The organism is Peribacillus sp. NJ11 (assembly GCF_030348405.1).
In the GTDB taxonomy this organism is placed as follows: Bacteria; Bacillota; Bacilli; order Bacillales; family DSM-1321; genus Peribacillus.
In genome coordinates, this window is sequence record NZ_JAUCFO010000001.1 from 1636725 (window position 1) to 1658821 (window position 22097).

Below are 22097 nucleotides of genomic sequence, written 5' to 3' on the forward strand. Positions count from 1 at the left end.
CACTACTCCTTTAAAACCGCTTTGATATAAATATCGGGATTCATTAATGTATCTGCAGCTTGTGTAATGAATGGGTAAATCGATTCTGTTCCTACTCCGAATAAAACGGAAATGATAACAAGGAGGACGGCAGGAACCAGCATTTTATTTACCGTATTATTAGATAAGGCATAATCAGCTTTTGGAGTCCCCCAGAAACCGTTCATGAATATTTTCATAACCGAGTATAGGACCATCAAGCTTGAAATCAAGACAACGGCCATTCCAAAGTAGGCACCTTTTTCTGCAGCTCCCTGAAGAATCAGGAGCTTGCCGGCAAATCCGCTGAACGGTGGTATTCCCGCCAATGATATGGCAGCTATGAAGAAGGTCCATGCAAGGGCAGGGTATTGCTTGATCAAGCCGCCCATATCCCGTAAATCATCCGATCCGCTGATTTTGATCATGATGCCAACCAGCAGGAAGAGTGCAGCCTTGATAAGCATGTCATGAATGATATATATAATGGAGCCTGATAATGCCTGCCCATTCATGATCGAGATGCCGAAAATGATAACCCCGACGGCGATGATGATATTGTAAATGATGATTTTTTTAACATCCCAATAAGCTATCGCTCCTATGACACCGATGATGATGGTCAAGATCGCAAGTATCGCAAGGAAAGTGTGGGTGAAATCCTGGTCATGATAAAACATGAGTGTATAGGTCCTGAAAATGGAGTATATCCCTACCTTTGTCAGCAATGCCCCGAATAGTGCGATCACTGGGATGGGTGGAGCATAATAGGACCCAGGCAGCCATTGGAAGAGCGGGAAAATGGCTCCCTTCAAACCGAAGACGATCAAGAAGCCAATTGCTATCACCGAGATGATTCCAGGCTGGTTGACTTCCGCTATCCTCTGGCTGATGTCCGCCATGTTCAATGTGCCAAGAACTGAATAAAGGTACGCCACCATGATGACGAAAAAGGAAGAGGAAAGCACATTGACGATGATATACTTCAATGATTCCCTCAGTTGTATTTTCGTCCCTCCCAGTACAAGCAGCACGTAAGAAGCCATCAGCATGACTTCAAAGAAGACGAATAGATTGAAAAGATCCCCCGTAAGGAAGGCACCGTTTACACCAATCAGCAAAAATTGAAATACAGGATAATAATAGTGTCTTTCACGTTCTTCACCTATGGAGTAAAACGAGTAAATCAGTATGGCCAATCCAATGATATTCGTGGTCAGGACCAACAGTGAAGAAAGCATGTCTGCGACGATCACGATCCCGAACGGGGCATCCCAGCTACCGACACCGAGAGTCAAGATCCCTTGAGTATGAACCGAGAACACTAGATAAAGGGATATAACGATTCCGATAAGAGAGGAAAAAAGAGAGATTCCTCTTTGCAGCTTGATTTTTTTTACAAAGAAAATGAGAAGTATGCCTGTGAAAAGCGGCCATAAAACAGGCATGAAAGTAAGATTATTCATTCGCTTCCGTACCTCTCATTTCTTCCATATCATCAGTTCCGAGTTCCTGGTAGGTCCGATAAGCAAGAACCAGCAGAAATGATGTGACTCCGAAACTGATGACGATGGCCGTCAAGATAAGCGCTTGCGGAAGCGGATCAACATAGGTTGTAACATCATCACTTAGCAATGGAACGGAACCGCCTTTCAAACCGCCCATCGTCAAAATCAAAAGATGGGCGCCGTGACTGAGCAGCCCAGTACCGATTATGATTCTTAAAATGCTTTTTGAAAGCATTAAATAGGTCGCACACATAAATAGTATTCCAATGACAATGGCCATTAAAAGTTCCATTATTCACTCTCCCCTATCGTTTGAATAATGGTCATCGTTACACCAACAACCACAAGATAAACACCCAGATCAAAAAGTACCGCAGTATGAAGCGAGATGTGCCCAAGAAGAGGCAAATCGAAATATTGATATACATGTGTCATGAGCGGCACCCCGAACACTAACCCGCCGGCAACAGTCAGGCTTGATATGAACAAGCCTGAACCAATCATTAACTTATAGTCAATCGGCAGGATGCCTGTGACGGTTTTAATGTCGAAAGCGAGCAACAGCAGGACTATGGCGGCTGATGTCATTAAGCCGCCGACAAACCCGCCTCCTGGCGAATAATGCCCCCCTAAAAAGATGGCTACTGCAAAAAGCAGGATAACAAAGGCGGCGACCTTCGTAACCGTTTGGAGAATCAGGTCATTTTGCTTCATGATTTATCTTTACCCCCTGTCAAACGCAATTTGATCATCGCGAATATTCCAAGCGCAGCGATCGAAAGGACAGTGATTTCAAACATCGTATCAAGTCCGCGGAAGTCAACGAGAATGACATTTACGACATTCTTTCCGCCTGCTTCCTTATAAGCATTTTCAAGGTAGTAACTTGATATGGAATCAAATAGTTTATTGCTATGTGCCGATAAGGCAATCAATGTAACCATGACTCCTACACCAATGGATATAAGGGCATTATTCAACCTGAATGTCATCCGTTCTTCCTTTCTGCTTGCCATTAATGGAAGGTGGAAGAAACAGAGCAAAAACAGTGATACAGAAATCGTTTCGATGACAAGTTGAGTCAGGGCTAAATCCGGTGCCCGCAACAAAACGAAAAATAGGGAAATCGTATAACCGACCGCTCCTAAGATGATAATGGAAGTCAAACGGGATCTTGCAAACAGAATGGCGATCGAGCCAATCACGGTAATCGCCGCTAATACCCATTCATATAAGCCGATCGGAGCTAAATTTCCTGTATCCAATTTAAATGCATCCTTCCAATAGAGCGTAAAGCCCAATGAAAGAATGAAGAATAGGAATATCGAAAGCAGATATGTACGGATCGAACCTGTCATTAAAAATTTCATGACGGAGGATGCCGAGCGTTCGAGCCCTCTTAGCCCGTTATCATACAGAGCATTCAGGGATAAACGTTCAGGCATCCACTGATGGATCTTTTGCCACTTCGGAAACGTCTTGTATAAAATGATTCCAAATGCAATGATGCCGACCGTCATCCATAATTCGGGTTGGAATCCATGCCAGAAGGCGATATGGACTTGGAAATCCGGACCCACCAAGCTTGGCTGAATGCCAGCTACCGCCGGTTCAATGATCGACGAAGATAGCAAGTTTGGAAAAATGCCGAAAATGATCACCAACGAAGCAAGGATTATCGGAGAAATCAACATCCCGATCGGTGCCTCATGGGGTTTTTTGTCCAATAGGTTTAACTGAAGTTTGCCTGTAAAGGGTTTGAGCACGACAATCATGCTGTATATAAAAGTGAATACACTGGCGACCCATGCCAGCACAGGAAACAGCATCCCCCATGTCTCCATATTGAAGATATTCAGTTTCAATACATCCACCATGCTGGCCAAGAACATTTCCTTGCTTAAAAAACCATTGAAGGGTGGAAGGCCAGCCATTGAGAAAGCACCTATGACGGCGACGGTGAAAGTAATCGGCATCAACTGCATCAATCCGCCAAGCTTTCTGATATCACGCGTACCGGTTTCATGATCAATGATGCCTGCAACCATGAAAAGGCTGCCTTTAAAGGTCGCATGATTAATCAAGTGGAATACAGCTGCAACCGTGGCTGCCAAGTATATATTTTCCCCTAAAGATTCATAGTGGAGTGCCGCCGCTCCAAGCCCCAAAAGCGACATGATCAATCCGAGCTGACTGATGGTGGAAAAAGCGAGAATCCCCTTTAAATCTGTCTGTTTGATTGCAGAGAATGAGCCCCAGAACAGGGTGATCAATCCGGCAATCGAAACTAGCCAGAACCATATTCCGGATTCTGCAAAAACAGGGCTTAATCGGGCAACCAAATAAATTCCGGCCTTGACCATTGTAGCGGAATGAAGGTAAGCGCTGACTGGTGTCGGAGCTTCCATCGCGTCAGGTAGCCAGATATGGAACGGGAACTGTGCGGATTTAGTGAACGCACCAAGCAGCACAAGCAAAAGGGCAGGAGTGAAGAGCGGGTGGTCCATAAGTTCCCCACTTTGTGCTATCAATTCACGTATGCTGAATGTGTTCCCCATAATGGCAAGGAGAATGATGCCTCCAAGCAGGCTTAAGCCTCCAAACACAGTGATCAACAGGGATTTCTGCGCCCCATAACGTGAACGCTCCCTTTCATTCCAATATCCTATCAATAAAAATGAGGATAAACTCGTGAATTCCCAAAACGAATAAAGGACAATCAGATTATCGGAAAGGACGACGCCCAGCATCGCTCCCATGAAAAGCAAAAGGAAGACGTAAAATTGGTTCAGCTTTTCTTTCTCTTTCGATAAATAGAAAACCGAATACAGAACGACGAGTGAACCTATCCCTGTGATAAGCAAGGCGAACAAAAGCCCTAGTCCATCCACATAGAAATCAATATGAATTCCGAGAGAAGGAATCCATGCAGCCCTTTCTGTAATGATATCCCCTCGTTTGGTCAAGGAAATGAAACTTGAAAAATAGGTGAAAAGGAGAATCGGTAAAATCAATACAAACCAACCTGTATGTATTTGTCGAAATAGTTTGTATAATATTGGTACAATAAGTGCTAATAGAAACGGTGATAATACCGCCCAATGAAGTAAAGACATAAACTCCCCCCTTTTTAAAACGAAGTCATTCGTCTTATTATGCTTTTTTCACGCAATCCTAGACGTTAGGAAATCTTCGTTGATTATGAATTTTTTATCGAATACTTGTCTCGCTTAAAAGTATAACGCAATTTTTGTGGGTTTGCATGGCTTTAAAAATAGTGAAGGCCGACTAAAATGGAGTTTTATATATAGGTAGAAAAGGAGAGGAAATCGACCTGGAAAATTTAATTTAAAAGTTTTTCAAGGGTGAATTAGTAGAGTATCCATTGTGAAATGGTGGATTATCTAGCATAATATAGGATAAAAGATACATGGATGGAGAAATCATGAAAAACACATATTTACTTAGCTACTTTCCAATCATTTCAATCCTATTGTTCAGTCTCTCCTTTGCCATTTATGGGGAAATGCAAATGCTCAAGTTATTTGGTAATTTGGGAATCTACCAAGGGATGCTGGAGTTTTTTTCTGAAGCGGGCATTAAGCTGGCGCTGCTGATCGTATTGCTGCTATTATTCTTTATGGTTTTTGCCGCATTGAAGTTGATTTCCGATACTATATTGGAGCTGTCCTTATTATTCTTTTCCAAGGATTCTGAAGGTGAAGCACTGAACAGTGTAAGAAGGGGATCTGTCATTTATGTCATTGGCGGTGCCTGTTCATTGTTCAGTGTCCAATTCATCTTCGGGCTTGGTTCTATCTTTATCGCAACGAATGTCGTGGCCTTAATTTATTTTGTCAATAAGTTAAGCCCGAGCCTGAATTTGTCCAGGCTGGTCGGATTGGTTTTCTTTCCAATCTTCGTTTGGGCTGCCTTGATTTCAATAGTCGCTTATGCGGGCTTGAAGCTTTACAACAGCGTTATTGCAAGTCTTCCCATATAGAAAAAAAGAAGGTGCCATCATGGCACCTTCTTTTTTTCACTCGGCAGTCTGGCTGATATCTTTCCAAATCAGTACATGGGGTGTATGTGAATAAATGGATTGCAGATTGGATGGCTTGTCCTTCCCAATCCAAACGCCTGTTGTATAGTTTGCTGTCAGGCCGACAAACCACATGTCTTTCACATCATTGGTCGTACCGGTTTTCCCGCCGATATAATCTGTGGGGAAGTAGGCTTTGCGGGCTGTCCCGGAAAGCGTTGTTTCATGGAGAAGTTGCCGCATCTTGGCTACGGTGCTTTTGTTCCATATCTCCTTGGAGTTGTCGTTCCATTTATAAAGGACTTCACCTTTTTGATCAGTGACTCTAATAATGGCCCGTGCTGGCTGATAGTTTCCGTCATTGAAGGAAGTATAGGCATTTGTCAGTTCAAGGGGACTCATGCCATATTCGAACCCGCCTATGGCCGAACTCGTATGGTGGTCTTTTTTGCTCACTTTTTTAAAGTCGAAAGCTTCCAGGTACTTGAAACTAGTCTCCATCCCCGTCTTTTCAAAAAGCCTTATGGCGGGTGTGTTATAGGATTGAGCGAAGGCCGTCCTTAGTGTGACCATCCCATAACTGTCACCGCTATAATTCTTTGGGCAATAGCTATTGCTGCAATAGCTCGCTCCACTTACAAGCTGATTGATGTCAGCACCCGTTTCTTCAATGTAGGGAGCATAATCGAGAAGTGGCTTTATGGCTGACCCTGGCTGCCTATAACTTTGGTATGCCCGATTGAAAGAATTTTTTTTATAATCCTTTCCCCCAATCAAAGAGACAAGCTCGTGCGTATGATGCTGTATAACCACTAAAGCTCCCTCGATATCATTGACACCGATTTTTGATTGTACAGCAGTCTTGGACTGGGTTTGCAGCTCGGTATCGAGTGCGGTATGGATGGTTACACCGGAATTCAAAAGCTTTTCGACCTTTTTATTCAGTTCTACTTCCGCCTGCTGACGTATATCGACATCAGGACTTTGCAGAGATTTGGTGAGACCTTCAGAGGATGCCACCAGGTTTTTCAATTCCTGATGAACATACGTCACGTAATCGGGATATAAGTCGACCGGGGTGGACAAGTCTAATTTAATCGTAGTGTTGATGAGCTTTTCATACTCGGTCTGTTCTAAATCACCTTCGGCGACCATTTGTTTCAGTAATCTCTCCTGCCTCTTTTTCGTCTCATCAAAATGTTTAAGAGGATTGTAGTTTTCGGGATTATTAGGGATCGCTGCAAGGAAGGCAAGTTCCGCTTTGGATAACTCCCCAGTCGGTTTACTGAAATAATACTGGGAGGCAGCTTCGATTCCATAGGCTCCATTACTGAAATATATGGCATTCAAATATAGCTCCATGATTTCCGGTTTTGATTTTTTTCGCTCTAACTGATAGGCGTAAAGGATTTCACTAAGTTTTCGGTTATACGTCCTATCATGTGAAAGGTAAGCATTCCTGGCCAGCTGCTGGGTAATGGTACTGCCGCCTTGTTCGATTGTTTTATTTTGTGAATTAATAAGAAGCGCCCTGCTTATGCCGGATAGGTCAACGCCTGCATGATCATAAAATTTCTGATCCTCTGTAACGATGAAGAGGTTTTCCAGGAAAAGGGGGATGTCTTCAAGTTTTAGGTAGGTCCTTTTTTCACCAGTGGAAATTTCACTGATGACCTTTCCATTTGCAGCCTTCATGTAACTGGTCTGAGACAGTTCTACCGAATCCATGGGAATTCGCTCGTCGAGTACATGATAGGGAGATTGCGCTAAGGACCATTCCTGATAGGAAAGGAAAATGAAAAGGATCAATACGGGAACTAAGAGGGAAATCGTGATATAACCAAGGCACTTGCGCATAGATCAACTTCCTAACTAATATATTTTTAGTATGTTCTTGGGAAAAATGACGGGATGAAAGAATGGTACTTTTGGTTCATTCATCCATCATAATCCAATTAAGGTAGACAATAAAGAGTTTTGGGTAAATTAGGTATGACGGCAAAATTTCTATCTGAATGGTGTATTACGATCCAATTAAAAAACTTTCTAAATCTTCTGTTATAATATTCTCATGAGAAAATTAAATCCAATTTTTGTTTATACGTGATGTCAGGAAAATGAAGGGGGTCATAAAAATGGAGGAACAACAGCAATATGTATTCATTGATTTTGAATTTACGATGCCGGAAGGAAAAGCCAATCCATCAGGGTTTTATCCAGAAATCATTGAGGTTGGTTTAGTCACAGTCATTAATGAGAGTATTCAGGAACAATACTCATCTTTTGTTAACCCATTGAAATTTCCAGTCCTAACGGGAAGATGCAAGAAGTTCTTGAACATTACCCAAGATCAGGTGGACCGGGGGATTTCATTTGAAGAGTTGGTTTCTTTATTGAAGAAAATTGATGAGCAGCACCCGACGACGATTGTGACCTGGGGAAATATGGACATGAAGGTACTTCGCCAGAACTGTCAGAAATCAGGACTTGATTTCCCTTTTTCAGGGAAACAAACGGATCTTTGCTTGGAGTATAAACGCTTTTTCGGAGATCAAAATCAAACCGGACTTTGGAAGGCTGTACAGGCCTATGGCAAAGAAGGGACAGGCAAGCATCACAGGGCGCTGGATGATGCAATCACGACATATAATATCTTTAAGTTAGTAGAGAAAGATAAAAGTTATATGCAAAATCATGAACCGACGACAATTGGCGATCGCATTGATTTATCAAAGGTTTTGAATCATTTAGCGTTATAAAAGCCAAATCATCTACTACTGATTTGGCTTTTATCATGCTTTATTTGAAATAGTCCGCCGCTAAATCCTCTAGCAACTGTAAGCTTTTATCATTCCACTCTGTGTGTGCTTCGCTTAAGGTGCGTTTCATTTTCTCGACAGCTTCTCTTAAGGACTCCTTATACTCAGGAATCTCTTCTTCAAAGATCCTTACCATATTCTTCGGTACATTGGTTTGCTCCCGGAAAGCAAGAGCGCGCCGCTGATGGAACATGGACACTTCCGTTTGCTTCGGGTTATGAAGATCTCCCTGCATGGGATGCTTCAAGACAGCCAACACTTTAACAAGATATGCAGCAGGTCTGATATCGGTAATTTCCCCGATGTATTTTCCAGTTTTATATATGGCGGTAACCTTATCGCCGATTTTAAAATCCTGTTCTGACATTTCCCTACCACCTTTCTTTTAACTTCCTTCATGATACATAAGAACAACGATTTTTCACAGCGATTTTGTTCAACTTCGCAAAGATGCTTTTTTCACGAAAATCGTGTAAAGTGTACAAATGAAGATGGAAAATGGCAGTTAAGGCCATTTTATTTAAAACAGAAAGAGGGTATGTACAATGACAAACTTTCCACAATTAACAAGTGAAGTTTTGGAAAATGAAAAAGCGGTCATCATGCAAACGACGATGGGCGATATTAAAATTAAACTATTCCCTGAGCTGGCTCCGAAGACAGTGGAAAATTTCTTGACCCATGCTGAAAACGGCTACTACGAAGGAATCATCTTCCACCGTGTCATCAAGGATTTCATGCTTCAAGGCGGAGATCCGACAGGGACTGGAATGGGTGGAGAAAGTATCTGGGGAACTCCATTCGAGGATGAGTTCTCTATGCAATTATTCAATTTGCGTGGAGCTCTTTCCATGGCAAATGCAGGCCCAGGAACAAACGGCAGCCAATTCTTCGTCGTACAAGCCCAGCATGTAGACAGCAGAATGGGTGAGCAAATGAAGCAAGCCGGTTATCCGGAAGAAATCATTAGCGCTTATATGGAACAAGGCGGCACACCATGGTTGGATCATAAACACTCTGTTTTTGGTCAAGTGGTTGAAGGCATGGACGTTGTTGATACGATTGCTAACGTAGAGACAGTTGCGGGAGACAAACCAGCAGTTGATGTGGTCATTAAAGGGATCACCATTTTATAAATAAAAGGGAAGCGAGGGGCTAATGGCCTCTCGTTTTTTTTAGATTTTAGTGGATAAGGCCCACTAGTGGATTGTTCTGGTAATTGATATAATGGGATAATGCAGTTTAATTCCCTATCAGGAAGGATGTATCGGATGGACTTTCTCAATCATACTTTACTAGGTTTGTTTCTTTACTTTCCAGAAGACAAGACTGAATATATCTCGGCTGGCATAACTTGCTTCATCTTTTTGGTTGCAGCGGTTTTTACGATGAGGGCAATTATAAGATATTCAAAGAAGGAAGAAATGAAAACCAAGCAATTTGAAGATGAAGTCACTAAAAGGAACCGACGTATAAAGGATGATACCATTACTTGATTCCGGAAGAGGCGGGTGCATCGCGAGAGGTCCTGCCGTTTTTTTATTCCATGATTATTGATTATCTGAATATGAATGGTATTATGTTTTGTTAGAAGGTTGTAAAGGACCTGAATGAAGAATAAAATGTTCCCTTATCAGCATAAGCATTTTATACTATAAGCAGAGAGAGAGAAATTTTGGGGGCGTAAATAGTTATGCAAATCGTAGCGAAAAGAATGATTGCGACAGATACGGTCAAGAGTTTTTTCATTCAGCACTGGGAGACGACTCAAGTCGTTTTTTCAAGAGGCTTGTTTCATTATGCGGAACTTGAGGGTTTTGGAGTGATGGACGAGAATGAAAAAATCACGGGATTGGGAACATACAAATTATCCGACCATGTATGTCAGATCATTTCTTTGAACAGTGAGCATGAGAATCAAGGTGTGGGCTCATCGTTGCTTTATGTGATGGAAAATATCGCTAAGGAAAAAAATTGCCATACTATTAAAGCGATTACAACGAACGATAATTTACAGGCATTGAAGTTTTTTCAAAAGCGTGGTTATGTCATTTCGGAAATCGTTAAAAATGCAGTTGAAGAATCACGGAAAATAAAACCTGAAATACCATTTTACAGTTTTGATGGAATTCCGATCCGAGATGAGATAATACTGGAGAAATACTTATGATAGGGTGTAATTACCTGAAATTTGATAGGGGGAATGGGAATGTTCAAGAAAATTGCGGCTGATGCCCTTGGTCTTAGTGATATTGGGAGTGTGATTAGCCCTGCCGATTATGACAAGGTGGATGCAGATGATTATATCATGCATGAAGATGAGGAAAAAATTTATTTCCTGATTAAATCGAAAACCGATGAGTACTGTTTCACGAATCAAGCGTTCATACATTTGGATGGCACGAGTGCCATAAGCAAAAAGCGTACACTTACTAGATATAGCTACAGCCAGTATAATATTTCCAACGTAACGCTTGAAACGGCAGGGACTGTTGATTTGGATGTGGAAATTAAATTTTCGATCGGTGCAAAGAGTTTCTCCATTGATGTCCATAAGAAATTCATTGAAGAATTAAAGGACTTGTTCAAAACACTCGTGAAAATATCGGAAATTTGCCATGAAAATGAATATGCCCTTCAATATGCACAGCAAAGTGTAAACCTTGCTTCTTCCACTTTGAACCAGGTTCGTACTGAAGGAAGCCAAATGGCTGCAAGTTTCAAGGAAATTAATTCCGCAGCTTTCGAATGGTTGATGGATAGCCGGAAAAAGTACCATGTGAAAGATTTTGGCTTTGTTTTTGAGAAATATATCAATAATTAAAACAAGGAGGCGAACACAGAATGATGTGTCCGCCTTCTTTTTTAATTGTTCAAATCACTCAATCCAGGACCGTGTTCATTTGGCATATCTGGCATTTCTGGGACCGGGAATCCTTTTGGCGGCTCGGTAACAGCAAGTTTTCCGCCATTTCGACTCGGTGTTTCCCCTTGGAAAACTTCGCTGATTTGAGTTTGATCCAGCCTGAAATTGAATTGGGCATTATGGTAGCCTAAATCCACATATTTGCGGCATTCAGGATATTTTTTCAAATCATAATTAGGTACGGGGAAGATTTTCCCCCAGTCGACCCCGATGGTTTCCAATACTTTGGCAAATGCATTTTGATGGGCATAGTCAAGAACCATTAAAAATGCCAGTGTTTCACGCATTGGTTATTGGAACTCATTTCATAAATCCTCGACTTTTGCAGGACCCCCGTGGATTCAAGCATGACATTATTCAAAAGGTTCGCCACAAGATTACCGTGATCATAAACCCATAATCCATTCCATGGATTGCCGCCAGCATCGACGGGGAGGGAAGCTTTCGCACCGATGATGAAATGATGGGGGTTTGCGCCACCCCGGATGACATCATCCAATGGGGCACCATCGATACCGGCATCTCCGGGCATATCCCCGCCAGCATCATTCAACAGCTGGTTAATGGTTGATTGGACAAGTTCAACATGGCTTAGTTCCTCTAAGAAAACACCACGGATTAAATCACGATATTGTTTAGCCTTGCCGCGGAAGTTGGCGCTTTGGAAAGAATATTGCATCATCGTCCGCATTTCACCGAATTGCCCTCCGAGCGTTTCCTGAAGTACTTTTGCTGCATTCGGATTCAGGCTTATCGGGAACGATTATATTTATTAAATCTTCTTTATAGAAATACAAATAAAAGCCTTCCTAAAAATTAATATTTCTGATTTAGCTTCTGTTATCTGAATTAAATTATTCCTAAGGTAAAAAATACCCTTATGGAATGACGGGAAGAGAGAAATACTAGAGGGAAGAACGATTTTGAAAGGATGTTGCACATGCTATCCAATCAGCAGCTTAAAGAATTTCAACAGCAATTGCAGCAAACGAAGCAAGAGTTGAAAGAGCGATTAAATGATCAAGGCGACCACGATTTAAGAAGAAGCATGGAGGATTCGACAGGTGAGTTATCGAATTACGATAATCATCCCGGCGATCAGGGAACCGAGTTATATGAACGGGAAAAGGATTTGGCCCTTACCGAGCATGATCGGGATGAAATAAGGGATATTGAAAGAGCGCTTTCTGCCATCGAGGCAGGTGAGTATGGAAAATGCGAGGTTTGTTCAAAGGAAATACCTCTTGAACGTTTGAAAGTCATCCCTACTACGACTTATTGTGTCGAGCATACCCCGTCACAAGAAACTTCGGACAATCGGCCGGTGGAAGAGGAAGTGCTGGGACCCCCATTTGGAAAGTTTGATTATGATGACCGGCACGAATCGGTTGCATACGATGCGGAAGATTCATGGCAGGACGTTGCCAGCTATGGAACATCTGAAACGCCTTCCGATTTTGTGAATCCACCAAATGATTACGAAGATATGTATGTCGAGTCCGAAGAAAATATCGGATATGTCGAAGATTATGAAAATTTCGTTGGTGTGGATATATACGGTAAAGAGATAACCGTTTACCCTAACTCGCAATATGAAGAATTGAAGGAAGAACTTTTTGAAGAAAATATTCAAACCCCGTTTGGGGATTTGCCACGTTATGAGCATGATCCATATGTAGATGAAGAGAAAGAATGAAAAAAAAGAACCAGGATTCTAAACCTGGTTCCTTTTTTATTTATGGAAAAGCCAATTTCAAACGGTTTAGCCCTTCCATCATCATGCTGCGTGAACAACCGAGATTCATTCGGACGAAACCTTCTCCGCCAGGTCCATATTTTGAACCGGGCTCCAATGCGAGCTTCCCTTGATGAATCAGCCGTTCCTTAATTTCCTTGTCGGTCAATCCAAGGTCACGGCAATCAATCCATAATAGGTAAGAAGCTTCCGGATGCATGACATGCAGTGAAGGAATTTCAGCAGCAATGAATTCCTCTGCCACTTTTATATTCTCCTCAATGTAGTCAATCATGTCTTCCAGCCAATCCAAGCCCTCTCGATACGCGGCTTCCATAGCTGTTAAGGCAAAGATGTTAAGACCATGGAAGGCAAGCTTCGTTTGGGCCTTTTGCAATTGCTTCTGCAATTTTTCATTACTGGCGATCAGGAATGAAGCTTGAAGGCCGGCAATATTGAATGTTTTACTTGGGGCCATTAACGTAACGGTTATGTCCGCTAATTTTTCCGAAAGCGAGCCGATCGGATAATGCCTCGAAGTTTTATGGAATAAGTCAGCATGTATCTCATCACTGACGATGACTACATCATATTTTTCACATAGCTCCCCGATTCGCAATAGTTCGTCCTTTGTCCAAACGCGTCCGCCAGGGTTATGTGGACTGCAAAAAAGGAATAGTTTCACTCCGCTTTTCAGTTTGTCCTCAAAATCCGTGAAATCAATCTCAAAGCGGTCTTTTTCTATGATAAGGGGACTATTGACCACTTCCCGGTCATTATTTTTGATCATATCAAAAAATGGGGTATAGACGGGAGATTGTAACAATATTTTATCGCCCGGGTTCGTGAATGCTTGGATCGTTGTACCGATCGCAGAAACGACGCCAGAGCTGAATGAAATCCACTCTTTTTCGATTTGCCAGGAGTGCCGGTCTCTAAGCCAGCTTTGAATTTCGGTGAAAACCGTTTCCGAAGGGACGGTATAGCCGAAAATTGGATGATTCAAGCGTTCCATTAACGCCATTTGAATGCCCTCAGGAGATGGGAAGTCCATATCGGCAACCCACATTGGTAGAATATCCTCGCGCCCATACAATGATTTGAGCGAGTTTTTATCCCATTTTGCTGACCCTGAATTTTCCCTGTTAATTTGTTCTTCAAAAATTGACTTGTTCAAAATATACACCACCGAATAAAAATTTGTCGTCTTAGTGAAAAGTCTGTTGTTATGATACTATGATATCATGTTCTTTGAAAATAATGAGCAGGTGATGAAGATATGGATACACAGCAAATGAATTTAGCGTTGGTTGCCGTTTTGCAAGAGTGGGATCCCTTCCAAATAGGTTGGGATTTATATGAACCGGAAATTGCAGATACAGTCGTAGCAATCCGGGATATAGATGACCCAAAGGAACTGGCGGAAAAAATAAAATCCATTTACGAGTTCGCGTTTGATGAATCCGTTCAGATGGAAAAATGCCTGGAAGTTGCACAGAAGCTGCTCATCATAAAAAATGATGCCAGCTGTTCGATCTAAAGGTGAAATAGGGTGTACCCGAATAAGGGTCACCTTTTTTATGTTGGGGTGGCTACTCCAAGAAACCCTTTAATTAATTGATACACTTCTTCCGGTTTCTCCTCTGGGAGGAGGTGCCCAGTATCCTCAATGACAACAAGCTCGGAATTAGGCAGGTCATCATGAAGCCTTTGGCCAACACTCAATGGCACCACTCTGTCATGCCTTCCCCAAATAAGCAGGCAAGGTGTATGGATATCACTAAGGTCCTCCTTCAGCAAATCGACTTCCTTATCTCGAAGCATCCTCCCCAAGGCACGGAAAATATCATGATTCTTTATGAATGGCCCCAGATAACCCTGCCGCATTTCATCGTCAATCATGGCCGGGTCATGGACGACATTTTTCAAGTTCTTTTCGATACCTGATTTTTGTAAATACCGTTTTATCCCGAATGAAAAGAAAGGCAGGTAACTGACCATTTTCATTTTTTCCGAATAGCCGGGCTGATAGCCTGAACCGGCAAGCAGAATGGCGTGGTCGACAAGATCAGGATATGATTTGATGAGCTGCAGGGAAATCTGCCCGCCCATGGAATGGCCGATGAGACTGAATTTCCTGATATTTTTCCCCTCTAAGAACAGAACGACGGATTTAGCAATGTTCCGGAATGAATATGTATATCGATAATCTTTTCCGCTTTGACCGAAGGGAGGGAGGTCTATTGAGATCACATTGAATTCTTTGATCAAATAGGGTACTAATTTACGGAAACTGAAGCTGGATGACAAAAACCCATGAAGCAGTACAAGGGTGGGGAGTGAATCATCCATTCGGTCATATTCAAAATAGATTTCCATATCATCCACCCGTTCCACGCCTTTGATTGTATGACTTTCCATAAAGATCCTCCTCCGTTAAAATGAAAGTCCATGTTAACCTGAATATCCCAAAAAAGGTCCTTTAATACTGTTGCATAACAGTAATTGTAATAATAACGATGAAAAAAGACAATTACTATAACAGGTCACCAACCAATTTTGATATAATAGTGTAAGTTTATCCTGACAGAATAGGACTTATTAATTTATATTGTCATATAGGATTGTAAAAAAGTCTAATAAGGTAATTCGTGAGACTATCTGCCAGCCAAACCATCACATTTAAATTAGTGAATTCCAAAAGGGGGTTTTTCCAATGCACTTGAATGAAGAGGAATTGGAAGTCTTGAGAATCATTGAAAATAACAGCCGGATTGATCTGAAGGATTTGGCTAAAATGACCGATCTATCAGAAGCGGACATTGAAATAACATTGAAGAAATTAGAAGATATGCGGGTTATTGTACGTTATTTAACCGTCATTAACTGGGCAAAAGTAGATGAATACCATGGTGTCACAGCCATGATTGATGTAAAAGTCACTCCAAAACGCGGTGTCGGTTTCGATGAGGTCGCAAAAAGGATTTACAAATTCAAAGAAGTCCAGTCCGTTTATCTAATGTCAGGGGCCTATGATCTTTCAGTCATTGTCGAAGGACGTTCGATGAACGAAGTGGCAAGCTTTGTTTCAGAAAAACTTTCGACACTGGATTCCGTCATTTCTACGACGACTCACTTCATTATGAAAAAATACAAGCACGATGGCACGATTTTTGACCAAACTGAAGAAGATAAGCGGATAGTGGTGTCACCATGATTAAAACGAGTTATGTTTCAAGAACGATTGCAGAGCTTAAACCATCAGGTATCCGCCGCTTTTTCGACCTGGCAGCCAATTTGGAAGGGGTCGTCTCACTTGGTGTGGGTGAACCGGATTTCGTTACATCTTGGGCTGTAAGGGAAGCGGCGATCAACTCCTTGGAGGAAGGGTATACCTCTTATACGGCTAATGCCGGATTATATGAATTAAGGTCGGAAATCAGCTGGTATATGGAAAAGCAGTTCCATGTTTCGTATAGACCAGAGGATCAAATCATTGTCACGGTCGGAGCAAGCCAGGCTCTCGACATTGCTTTGAGGACCATCCTGAATCCAGGCGAGGAAGTCATAGTCGTTGAACCATGTTTCGTCGCTTATGCACCGCTTGTGACCATGGCCGGGGGAATACCGGTGACGGTCCAAACTTCAAAGGAAGATGACTTTAAGCTGACTCCCGGGCAACTCGAAGCGGCGATCACCCCTAAAACGAAGGCCGTTTTAATCTGTTCGCCGAATAACCCAACGGGCACCCAGCTTGGGCAGGAAGAATTAGTGATGCTTGCTGACATCGTCAAAAAGCATGATTTATTGGTCATTTCCGATGAAATCTATGCCGAACTTGCTTATGATGAGAAATTCACCTCCTTTGCTGCCATTGACGGCATGCTTGAGAGGACAATTGTCATCAATGGGTTTTCGAAAGGGTTTGCGATGACTGGATGGCGTCTTGGGTTCGTTTGTGCACCTAAGGAAATTTCTGAAGCGATGCTTAAGCTTCATCAATATGCGATGATGTGTGCGCCGACCATTGCACAGCATGCTGCATTGGAAGCTTTGAAGCACGGAATGCAGGATGTGGAAGAAATGCGTCGGAGTTATCGGAGAAGACGAAATTTTATCGTGAAATCATTTAACGATATGGGTCTGGTTTGCCATAATCCTGGCGGGGCTTTTTATGCTTTTCCGTCCATCGAGAAAACGGGGATGACTTCGATGGAATTTGCTGAAAAACTTCTGACGGAAGAACTTGTAGCCGTTGTACCGGGAGATGTGTTCGGGGAAAGCGGTGAAGGTCATATCCGCTGTTCCTATGCATCCTCCATGGAACAACTTCAAGAAGCACTTAGTAGGATGGAACGTTTCATGAAGAACCATTGCCAATAAAAGCAAAAAAATAGGGATCCGGCCTTTTCAAGCAGCCGGATCCCTTTCCATAGGGGGAATTAGAAAAAAGAGTTAATCTAATGGATTAACATAGAAAGTGTTAATCATAGTATATCCAGCACACTGAAAAAAAATACACACACTACGACATTTTTTGAATTAGGCTTTTGTATTATATAAAGTATGCATAACATTCAGAATTTGTTCTTCGCTAAAATCTTTAGCTGTTCTTAGAATGAGCTTTGCTTTTTTTGTTCCAACTTCTTCAATGAGCTTTTTGATGTCCTCGTCCACATCAGAAGCGTTCCCGGTTGGGGTATCCTCCAGGAATTCTGAAGCTGGAATGTCAAGAACGGTGGAAAGCCGTAAAATGGTTTGTGTATCAGGAATCGATTCACCGGATTCATACTTTTCAATCTTCTTGGTGCCGATTCGTAATTTTAGAGCCAGTTCCTGTTGAGTGAGGTTATGATCTTCTCGGTATTGCCGGATATTCTTCGCGATATTTGACATAGTCAGGCACTCCTTTTTCAGGAAATATTTTAGTAATGTAATTATTTTACCATATTATAACTTAAAGAGAAGTAATTGATTATGTAGGTTTTGTGAAAAAAATGCCGTCCCGAGATATATCGAGACGGCATTTTGGATGTTAAATGAGATTGATTGACTTAAGGAATACGAGTATGATCATGATCGGCACGATGTAGCGAATCAGGAAGTACCAAAGTTTAAAAAGTGATCGGCCGGAATCTGCGCCAGATTCGAACTCCCTTTGGACCTCGATCCTTTTCATTTGATAGCCGATGAAAAGGGATATGAACAAGGCGCCGACTGGCAGCGCGATATTGCTTGTCAGATAATCAGCGAAATCGAATATGGATAAATTGAAAATCTTCACATCCGAAAGCACCCCAAATGATAATGCGCTTGGAATCCCAATCAGGAACACGAGGATACCAGCTATCCAAGAAGCCTTCTTCCGCTTTGCAGTATCACCTTTGATCATGGCTGCCACAACGATTTCAAGTATCGAGAATGACGTTGTAAGGGTGGCAAATAATAATAAAATAAAGAAAATGGCCATGAAGATCCCGCCAAGCGCCATTTCATTAAAGACGGCAGGTAATACGACAAATACCAGTCCAGGCCCGCTTGATGGGCTGAAGCCTAGTGCGAAAACAGCCGGGAAGATAACTAAACCTGCCAACAAGGAAATGAAGATATTCAGTCCGACTACTGAAAAGGCCGATTTTGTAATATCCTCATTTTTACTTAAATAGGATGCGTAGGTTACCATCACTGAAACACCAACACTTAGCGCAAAGAAGGATTGGCCAAGTGCCAATAGGATCGTTTCCCCTGTTAAAGCGGAAAAGTCGGGCTTCAAGAAGAATTTCACACCCTCCATTGCTCCATCGAGAGTCAAGGAACGGATTAGAAGAATGATGAAAAGAATGAACAATGAAGGCATCATATATTTATTCGCTTTTTCAATTCCCTTGGATACGCCACCTTGCACGACCCAAATGGTAAAGACCATGAATAATAATTGAGCGATTACCGTTTCATAAGGATTGCTGATTATCGCATTAAAGAAGTTTCCATATTCCTCTTGAGTTAAGTTTGAGAGGGAACCTGTAAAGCTTCTTGCTAAATAAGAGATGATCCAGCCTCCAACCACACTGAAGAATGAAAGCAGAATGATGGAAGCGACGACACCGCCGTACCCAATCAAAACCCAAGGCTTTCCTGGGGCGATATGTTTATATGCGCTGATGGCATCTTTCTGTGCATTGCGGCCAATTGTGAATTCTGCAATTAATATGGGTGCACCGATAAGCAGGGTGAACAAAATGAAGAGCAGGAAAAAGACCCCTCCACCATTTTCCCCAGTCATATATGGGAGCTTCCAGATGGCACCCAATCCAATAGCGGATCCCGCGGCTGCCAGGATAAACCCAAGTTTTGAAGTCCATTGATCTTGTTTTGACATGATGGAAAAACTCCTTTAGATGTAAAAAATATCTAGCTGTAAATTACTTTCTTTAAAACATTTTCCCATCTTACTATGTTTATTAGGGATTGGATAGTGTTTTAATATTACAATCTTTAGAAAAATGAGTAAATATCTTATGGGGAAATGAGGTTATTTGCAAATTTTTAGGATAAGTTATTAATAACGAGCTTATGATATTTATTATTTCCAAAAAACAAACATATTTAATGAGTAAAATCCCAAAAAGTATGGTATACTTAACTTTGATTATTTTCCAATTATGTGATATAATTTTTTATTGCGTGAAAAGACGAAAAAATATATATAAAATAGGAGTGTTACCATGTCTGAAAAATTCGAAATTGGTGCGGTAGTTACTGGTAAAGTTACTGGTATTCAACCATACGGTGCTTTTGTTGCTCTAGATGATTCAACTCAAGGTTTAGTTCATATTTCTGAAATTACTCACGGATTCGTTAAAGATATCAACGAACATTTAAAAGTGGGCGATGAAGTAAAAGTTAAAGTGCTTTCCATCGATTCAGCTGCTGGAAAAATCGGCTTATCGATCCGCGCTACAGAAGAAGCTCCTGAGCGTACTGAAGCTCCGAAAAAAGCTCCGAAAAAACGCCAAGCATCTGTTAAAGCGACATCTCACATCGAATCTACTGAAGGTTTCAACACATTGAAAGACAAACTTCAAGAGTGGATTGAACAATCTCAACGCGAAGACTTAATCAAAAAATAATTTTGTGAACCGGCAGATCCTTCGATCAGCCGGTTTTTTTTGTCCATTTTCATGATCAATGAAGATGTCCAGACCTAACTTGCCGCTTATAGATGGTATACAGGCATATGAATTAAATAAAGCCGGGTCATGTGTTTACCATGGTCCGGCTTTATTTTATAGAACATAAACAATGTCCATGGACTTAAGACTTTCAACGAGTAGGTTTGGTTTCAGGCTCCCTGGAAATTTCAGGACTTGGTTTAAAGAGAAGACCAAGATTAATGAGACCGGAAATTCCTACCAATCCATAAACGATGCGGGCCATTGCTGCATCTTGCCCTCCGAAAATTGAAGCGACCAAGTCAAATTGGAAAAAACCTATTAATCCCCAGTTGATTGCCCCGATTATAATAAGAACAAGTGCAGTTCTTTGTATTCCACTCATTGTACAGCCTCCTTTTTGAGAAAATCAGTTCTTTACTTATCATGCTTTTTCATCATGTAAATATACATCCTTATAAAAGATGCGGGCGGATATTTTGTATTTATATGGAACATTGGTTCATAATGAAAAGAAAAACCAGCCATTGGCCAAATGGGCAATTTTATGGCCACAGATGGGGTCAATGAGGCACTAAAGGAGAGAAATCCATTGGAAAATTTCACTTATAAAAATCCTACTAAAGTAATTTTCGGGAAAAATCAGCTTGAAAGTTTAAAAACTGAAATTCCTGCTTATGGTCATAAAGTTTTACTTGTTTACGGTGGAGGAAGCATAAAGAAAAATGGCTTATATGATAAAGTGGTCAACGCATTGAAGGTGATTGATGCAGAGGTACACGAACTTTCCGGAGTTGAACCGAATCCACGCATCTCAACAGTCCGGAAAGGTGTGGATCTTTGTAAAGAAAAGGGTATCGACTTTGTCCTTGCTGTTGGAGGCGGAAGCGTTATTGATGCTACAAAGGCAATTGTGGCAGGTGCTAAATATGAGGGGGATCCATGGGATCTTGTCATTAAGGAGGCACCAGTGGTAGAGGCCCTTCCGTTTGGAACGGTGCTGACTTTAGCTGCAACCGGCTCCGAGGCAAATTCGGGCTCAGTCATAACAAACTGGGAAACGAAAGAGAAATATGGATGGGGAAGTCCATTGGTATTTCCTCAATTCTCGATTTTAGATCCCGAAAATACTTTTTCGGTGCCTAAAGATCAAACGGTATACGGAATGGTCGATATGATGTCACATGTGTTCGAAACGTATTTCCATCCGGAAACGCATGCACCCCTTCAAGACCGTTTCTGTGAATCGCTGTTATTGACCGTGATTGAAACGGCACCTAAACTATTGGAAGACCTAGAGAATTATGAGCACCGGGCTACTATCCTATATGCAGGAAATCTAGCCTTGAATGGTTCGCTTGGGGTTGGTTACAGTGGTGATTGGGCAACTCATAACATTGAACATGCCGTTTCAGCCGTTTATGACATCCCGCATGCCGGAGGATTGGCCATCTTATTCCCAAATTGGATGAAACATGTGCTCCATGAAAACGTCGCACGCTTTAAACAGGTTGCAGTCCGCGTGTTCCATGTGGACCCGGAAGGTAAAACGGATGAGGAAGCTGCACTTGAGGGCATTGAAAGGCTTAGGGCGTTTTGGAGCAGCTTAGGGGCGCCGACCAATCTTTCGGATTATGGCATCGATGACTCACAATTGGAAGTCATGGCTGATAAAGCGATGAGCAGAGGGGAATTTGGACGATTCAAAATCCTGAACCGTGAGGATGTCCTTGCCATTTTACGGGCTTCATTATAAATCAAGTGAAATGATCATTTCTCCCATCTTGTCAGGTGGGAGATTGCTGCATTATTCGTTATTTACTAAATCGATGTCTTGATTATGAGAATTACATCAGATAAAGTGAAAGGGAAACTTA

At 41.8% G+C, this 22097-nt stretch carries 23 protein-coding genes and 1 pseudogene; 12 read left to right on the forward strand and 12 right to left on the reverse strand.

Translation table 11 applies throughout. From position 1 onward, the window contains the following. Positions 1-2: 2 nt before the first annotated feature. Genes QUF86_RS08020 through QUF86_RS08035 form a run of 4 tightly spaced genes read right to left on the reverse strand, consistent with a single transcriptional unit; the run spans position 3 to position 4642 of the window. Positions 3-1484 carry a Na+/H+ antiporter subunit D gene (locus QUF86_RS08020; protein ID WP_289333993.1) on the reverse strand — a complete coding sequence of 494 codons (1482 nt, stop codon included), beginning with the start codon at positions 1482-1484 and terminating at the stop codon, positions 3-5. Beyond that, positions 1477-1818 (reverse strand): Na(+)/H(+) antiporter subunit C, encoded by a 342-nt coding sequence (locus QUF86_RS08025; RefSeq protein ID WP_289314532.1) that lies wholly within the window; start codon positions 1816-1818, stop codon positions 1477-1479. Before QUF86_RS08025 ends, QUF86_RS08020 begins: the two co-directional genes overlap by 8 nt. Beyond that, entirely contained in the window at positions 1818-2240 is a 423-nt protein-coding gene (locus QUF86_RS08030) for a Na(+)/H(+) antiporter subunit B (RefSeq protein WP_289314533.1), read from the reverse strand. The genes QUF86_RS08025 and QUF86_RS08030 overlap by 1 nt, the downstream gene beginning before the upstream one ends. After that, complete coding sequence (locus QUF86_RS08035) at positions 2237-4642, reverse strand: Na+/H+ antiporter subunit A (RefSeq protein ID WP_289333994.1); 2406 nt, start codon at positions 4640-4642, stop codon at positions 2237-2239. Before QUF86_RS08035 ends, QUF86_RS08030 begins: the two co-directional genes overlap by 4 nt. 329 nt (positions 4643-4971) lie before the next feature. Between QUF86_RS08035 and QUF86_RS08040 the strand changes: the two genes are divergently transcribed. Further along, positions 4972-5529, forward strand: coding sequence for a DUF5366 family protein (locus QUF86_RS08040; RefSeq protein ID WP_289333995.1), 558 nt, complete (start codon positions 4972-4974; stop codon positions 5527-5529). A gap of 36 nt (positions 5530-5565) precedes the next feature. Here QUF86_RS08040 and QUF86_RS08045 read toward each other — a convergent pair whose 3' ends face one another. After that, positions 5566-7425: a transglycosylase domain-containing protein gene (locus QUF86_RS08045; RefSeq protein WP_289333996.1), complete on the reverse strand. Its 1860-nt coding sequence runs from the start codon at positions 7423-7425 to the stop codon at positions 5566-5568. 278 nt (positions 7426-7703) lie between these two features. On the opposite strand from QUF86_RS08045, the gene kapD reads away from it, so the two are divergent. After that, on the forward strand, positions 7704-8327 hold the full coding sequence (gene kapD / locus QUF86_RS08050) for a 3'-5' exonuclease KapD (RefSeq protein WP_289314537.1): 624 nt from the start codon (positions 7704-7706) through the stop codon (positions 8325-8327). Between the two features lie 40 nt (positions 8328-8367). Here the strand turns inward: kapD and kapB are convergent, their stop codons facing one another. Next, positions 8368-8754, reverse strand: coding sequence for a kinase-associated lipoprotein KapB (kapB, locus tag QUF86_RS08055; protein WP_289314538.1), 387 nt, complete (start codon positions 8752-8754; stop codon positions 8368-8370). Between the two features lie 178 nt (positions 8755-8932). Between kapB and QUF86_RS08060 the strand changes: the two genes are divergently transcribed. From QUF86_RS08060 to QUF86_RS08075, 4 genes are all read left to right on the forward strand, one after another. Further along, positions 8933-9523 (forward strand): peptidylprolyl isomerase, encoded by a 591-nt coding sequence (locus QUF86_RS08060; protein WP_098371439.1) that lies wholly within the window; start codon positions 8933-8935, stop codon positions 9521-9523. Positions 9524-9658: 135 nt separating this feature from the next. Then, on the forward strand, positions 9659-9883 hold the full coding sequence (locus tag QUF86_RS08065) for a hypothetical protein (RefSeq protein WP_289314539.1): 225 nt from the start codon (positions 9659-9661) through the stop codon (positions 9881-9883). Between the two features lie 197 nt (positions 9884-10080). Then, positions 10081-10557 (forward strand): GNAT family N-acetyltransferase, encoded by a 477-nt coding sequence (locus tag QUF86_RS08070; protein ID WP_289314540.1) that lies wholly within the window; start codon positions 10081-10083, stop codon positions 10555-10557. A 39-nt stretch (positions 10558-10596) separates the two neighbouring features. Beyond that, positions 10597-11211, forward strand: a complete 615-nt coding sequence (locus QUF86_RS08075; protein ID WP_289314541.1) for a PH domain-containing protein — start codon at positions 10597-10599, stop codon at positions 11209-11211. A gap of 41 nt (positions 11212-11252) precedes the next feature. On the opposite strand, the pseudogene QUF86_RS08080 reads toward QUF86_RS08075, so the two are convergent. Beyond that, positions 11253-12110, reverse strand: a pseudogene (locus QUF86_RS08080) (manganese catalase family protein). Between the two features lie 143 nt (positions 12111-12253). On the opposite strand from QUF86_RS08080, the gene QUF86_RS08085 reads away from it, so the two are divergent. Beyond that, on the forward strand, positions 12254-13009 hold the full coding sequence (locus tag QUF86_RS08085; RefSeq protein ID WP_289333997.1) for a TraR/DksA C4-type zinc finger protein: 756 nt from the start codon (positions 12254-12256) through the stop codon (positions 13007-13009). Positions 13010-13049: 40 nt separating this feature from the next. Here QUF86_RS08085 and QUF86_RS08090 read toward each other — a convergent pair whose 3' ends face one another. Continuing rightward, positions 13050-14225, reverse strand: coding sequence for a MalY/PatB family protein (locus tag QUF86_RS08090; protein ID WP_289333998.1), 1176 nt, complete (start codon positions 14223-14225; stop codon positions 13050-13052). Between the two features lie 102 nt (positions 14226-14327). On the opposite strand from QUF86_RS08090, the gene QUF86_RS08095 reads away from it, so the two are divergent. After that, entirely contained in the window at positions 14328-14588 is a 261-nt protein-coding gene (locus QUF86_RS08095) for a DUF1871 family protein (RefSeq protein ID WP_289314545.1), read from the forward strand. Positions 14589-14626: 38 nt separating this feature from the next. Here QUF86_RS08095 and QUF86_RS08100 read toward each other — a convergent pair whose 3' ends face one another. Then, a complete protein-coding gene (locus QUF86_RS08100) occupies positions 14627-15469 on the reverse strand; it encodes an alpha/beta fold hydrolase (RefSeq protein WP_289314546.1) in 843 nt (280 codons plus the stop codon). Between the two features lie 295 nt (positions 15470-15764). Between QUF86_RS08100 and QUF86_RS08105 the strand changes: the two genes are divergently transcribed. Continuing rightward, complete coding sequence (locus tag QUF86_RS08105) at positions 15765-16265, forward strand: Lrp/AsnC family transcriptional regulator (protein ID WP_100533585.1); 501 nt, start codon at positions 15765-15767, stop codon at positions 16263-16265. Further along, entirely contained in the window at positions 16262-17431 is a 1170-nt protein-coding gene (locus tag QUF86_RS08110; protein ID WP_289314547.1) for an aminotransferase, read from the forward strand. Before QUF86_RS08105 ends, QUF86_RS08110 begins: the two co-directional genes overlap by 4 nt. Positions 17432-17590: 159 nt before the next feature. On the opposite strand, the gene QUF86_RS08115 is transcribed toward QUF86_RS08110, so the two are convergent. Next, positions 17591-17944, reverse strand: coding sequence for a helix-turn-helix domain-containing protein (locus QUF86_RS08115; protein WP_289314548.1), 354 nt, complete (start codon positions 17942-17944; stop codon positions 17591-17593). A gap of 139 nt (positions 17945-18083) precedes the next feature. Then, positions 18084-19427 carry a sodium-dependent transporter gene (locus QUF86_RS08120; protein WP_289333999.1) on the reverse strand — a complete coding sequence of 448 codons (1344 nt, stop codon included), beginning with the start codon at positions 19425-19427 and terminating at the stop codon, positions 18084-18086. A 346-nt stretch (positions 19428-19773) separates the two neighbouring features. On the opposite strand from QUF86_RS08120, the gene yugI reads away from it, so the two are divergent. Further along, complete coding sequence (gene yugI, locus QUF86_RS08125) at positions 19774-20178, forward strand: S1 domain-containing post-transcriptional regulator GSP13 (RefSeq protein WP_061143894.1); 405 nt, start codon at positions 19774-19776, stop codon at positions 20176-20178. A 193-nt stretch (positions 20179-20371) separates the two neighbouring features. On the opposite strand, the gene QUF86_RS08130 is transcribed toward yugI, so the two are convergent. After that, a complete protein-coding gene (locus QUF86_RS08130) occupies positions 20372-20605 on the reverse strand; it encodes a DUF378 domain-containing protein (RefSeq protein WP_289334000.1) in 234 nt (77 codons plus the stop codon). Between the two features lie 207 nt (positions 20606-20812). Here QUF86_RS08130 and QUF86_RS08135 point away from each other — a divergent pair, with 207 nt between their 5' ends. Beyond that, entirely contained in the window at positions 20813-21976 is a 1164-nt protein-coding gene (locus tag QUF86_RS08135) for an iron-containing alcohol dehydrogenase (RefSeq protein WP_289314551.1), read from the forward strand. Positions 21977-22097: the final 121 nt, after the last annotated feature.

Coding starts and splice junctions, on each gene's coding strand:
- kapB (WP_289314538.1), bottom strand. CDS start 8,754: ATGTCAGAACAGGATTTTAAAATCGGCGATAAGGTTACCGCCATATAT.
- QUF86_RS08040 (WP_289333995.1), top strand. CDS start 4,972: ATGAAAAACACATATTTACTTAGCTACTTTCCAATCATTTCAATCCTA.
- QUF86_RS08065 (WP_289314539.1), top strand. CDS start 9,659: ATGGACTTTCTCAATCATACTTTACTAGGTTTGTTTCTTTACTTTCCA.
- QUF86_RS08030 (WP_289314533.1), bottom strand. CDS start 2,240: ATGAAGCAAAATGACCTGATTCTCCAAACGGTTACGAAGGTCGCCGCC.
- QUF86_RS08025 (WP_289314532.1), bottom strand. CDS start 1,818: ATGGAACTTTTAATGGCCATTGTCATTGGAATACTATTTATGTGTGCG.
- QUF86_RS08110 (WP_289314547.1), top strand. CDS start 16,262: ATGATTAAAACGAGTTATGTTTCAAGAACGATTGCAGAGCTTAAACCA.
- QUF86_RS08100 (WP_289314546.1), bottom strand. CDS start 15,469: ATGGAAAGTCATACAATCAAAGGCGTGGAACGGGTGGATGATATGGAA.
- QUF86_RS08095 (WP_289314545.1), top strand. CDS start 14,328: ATGGATACACAGCAAATGAATTTAGCGTTGGTTGCCGTTTTGCAAGAG.
- QUF86_RS08060 (WP_098371439.1), top strand. CDS start 8,933: ATGACAAACTTTCCACAATTAACAAGTGAAGTTTTGGAAAATGAAAAA.
- QUF86_RS08105 (WP_100533585.1), top strand. CDS start 15,765: ATGCACTTGAATGAAGAGGAATTGGAAGTCTTGAGAATCATTGAAAAT.
- QUF86_RS08070 (WP_289314540.1), top strand. CDS start 10,081: ATGCAAATCGTAGCGAAAAGAATGATTGCGACAGATACGGTCAAGAGT.
- QUF86_RS08130 (WP_289334000.1), bottom strand. CDS start 20,605: ATGAGTGGAATACAAAGAACTGCACTTGTTCTTATTATAATCGGGGCA.
- yugI (WP_061143894.1), top strand. CDS start 19,774: ATGTCTGAAAAATTCGAAATTGGTGCGGTAGTTACTGGTAAAGTTACT.
- QUF86_RS08035 (WP_289333994.1), bottom strand. CDS start 4,642: ATGTCTTTACTTCATTGGGCGGTATTATCACCGTTTCTATTAGCACTT.
- QUF86_RS08075 (WP_289314541.1), top strand. CDS start 10,597: ATGTTCAAGAAAATTGCGGCTGATGCCCTTGGTCTTAGTGATATTGGG.
- kapD (WP_289314537.1), top strand. CDS start 7,704: ATGGAGGAACAACAGCAATATGTATTCATTGATTTTGAATTTACGATG.
- QUF86_RS08120 (WP_289333999.1), bottom strand. CDS start 19,427: ATGTCAAAACAAGATCAATGGACTTCAAAACTTGGGTTTATCCTGGCA.
- QUF86_RS08045 (WP_289333996.1), bottom strand. CDS start 7,425: ATGCGCAAGTGCCTTGGTTATATCACGATTTCCCTCTTAGTTCCCGTA.
- QUF86_RS08020 (WP_289333993.1), bottom strand. CDS start 1,484: ATGAATAATCTTACTTTCATGCCTGTTTTATGGCCGCTTTTCACAGGC.
- QUF86_RS08085 (WP_289333997.1), top strand. CDS start 12,254: ATGCTATCCAATCAGCAGCTTAAAGAATTTCAACAGCAATTGCAGCAA.
- QUF86_RS08115 (WP_289314548.1), bottom strand. CDS start 17,944: ATGTCAAATATCGCGAAGAATATCCGGCAATACCGAGAAGATCATAAC.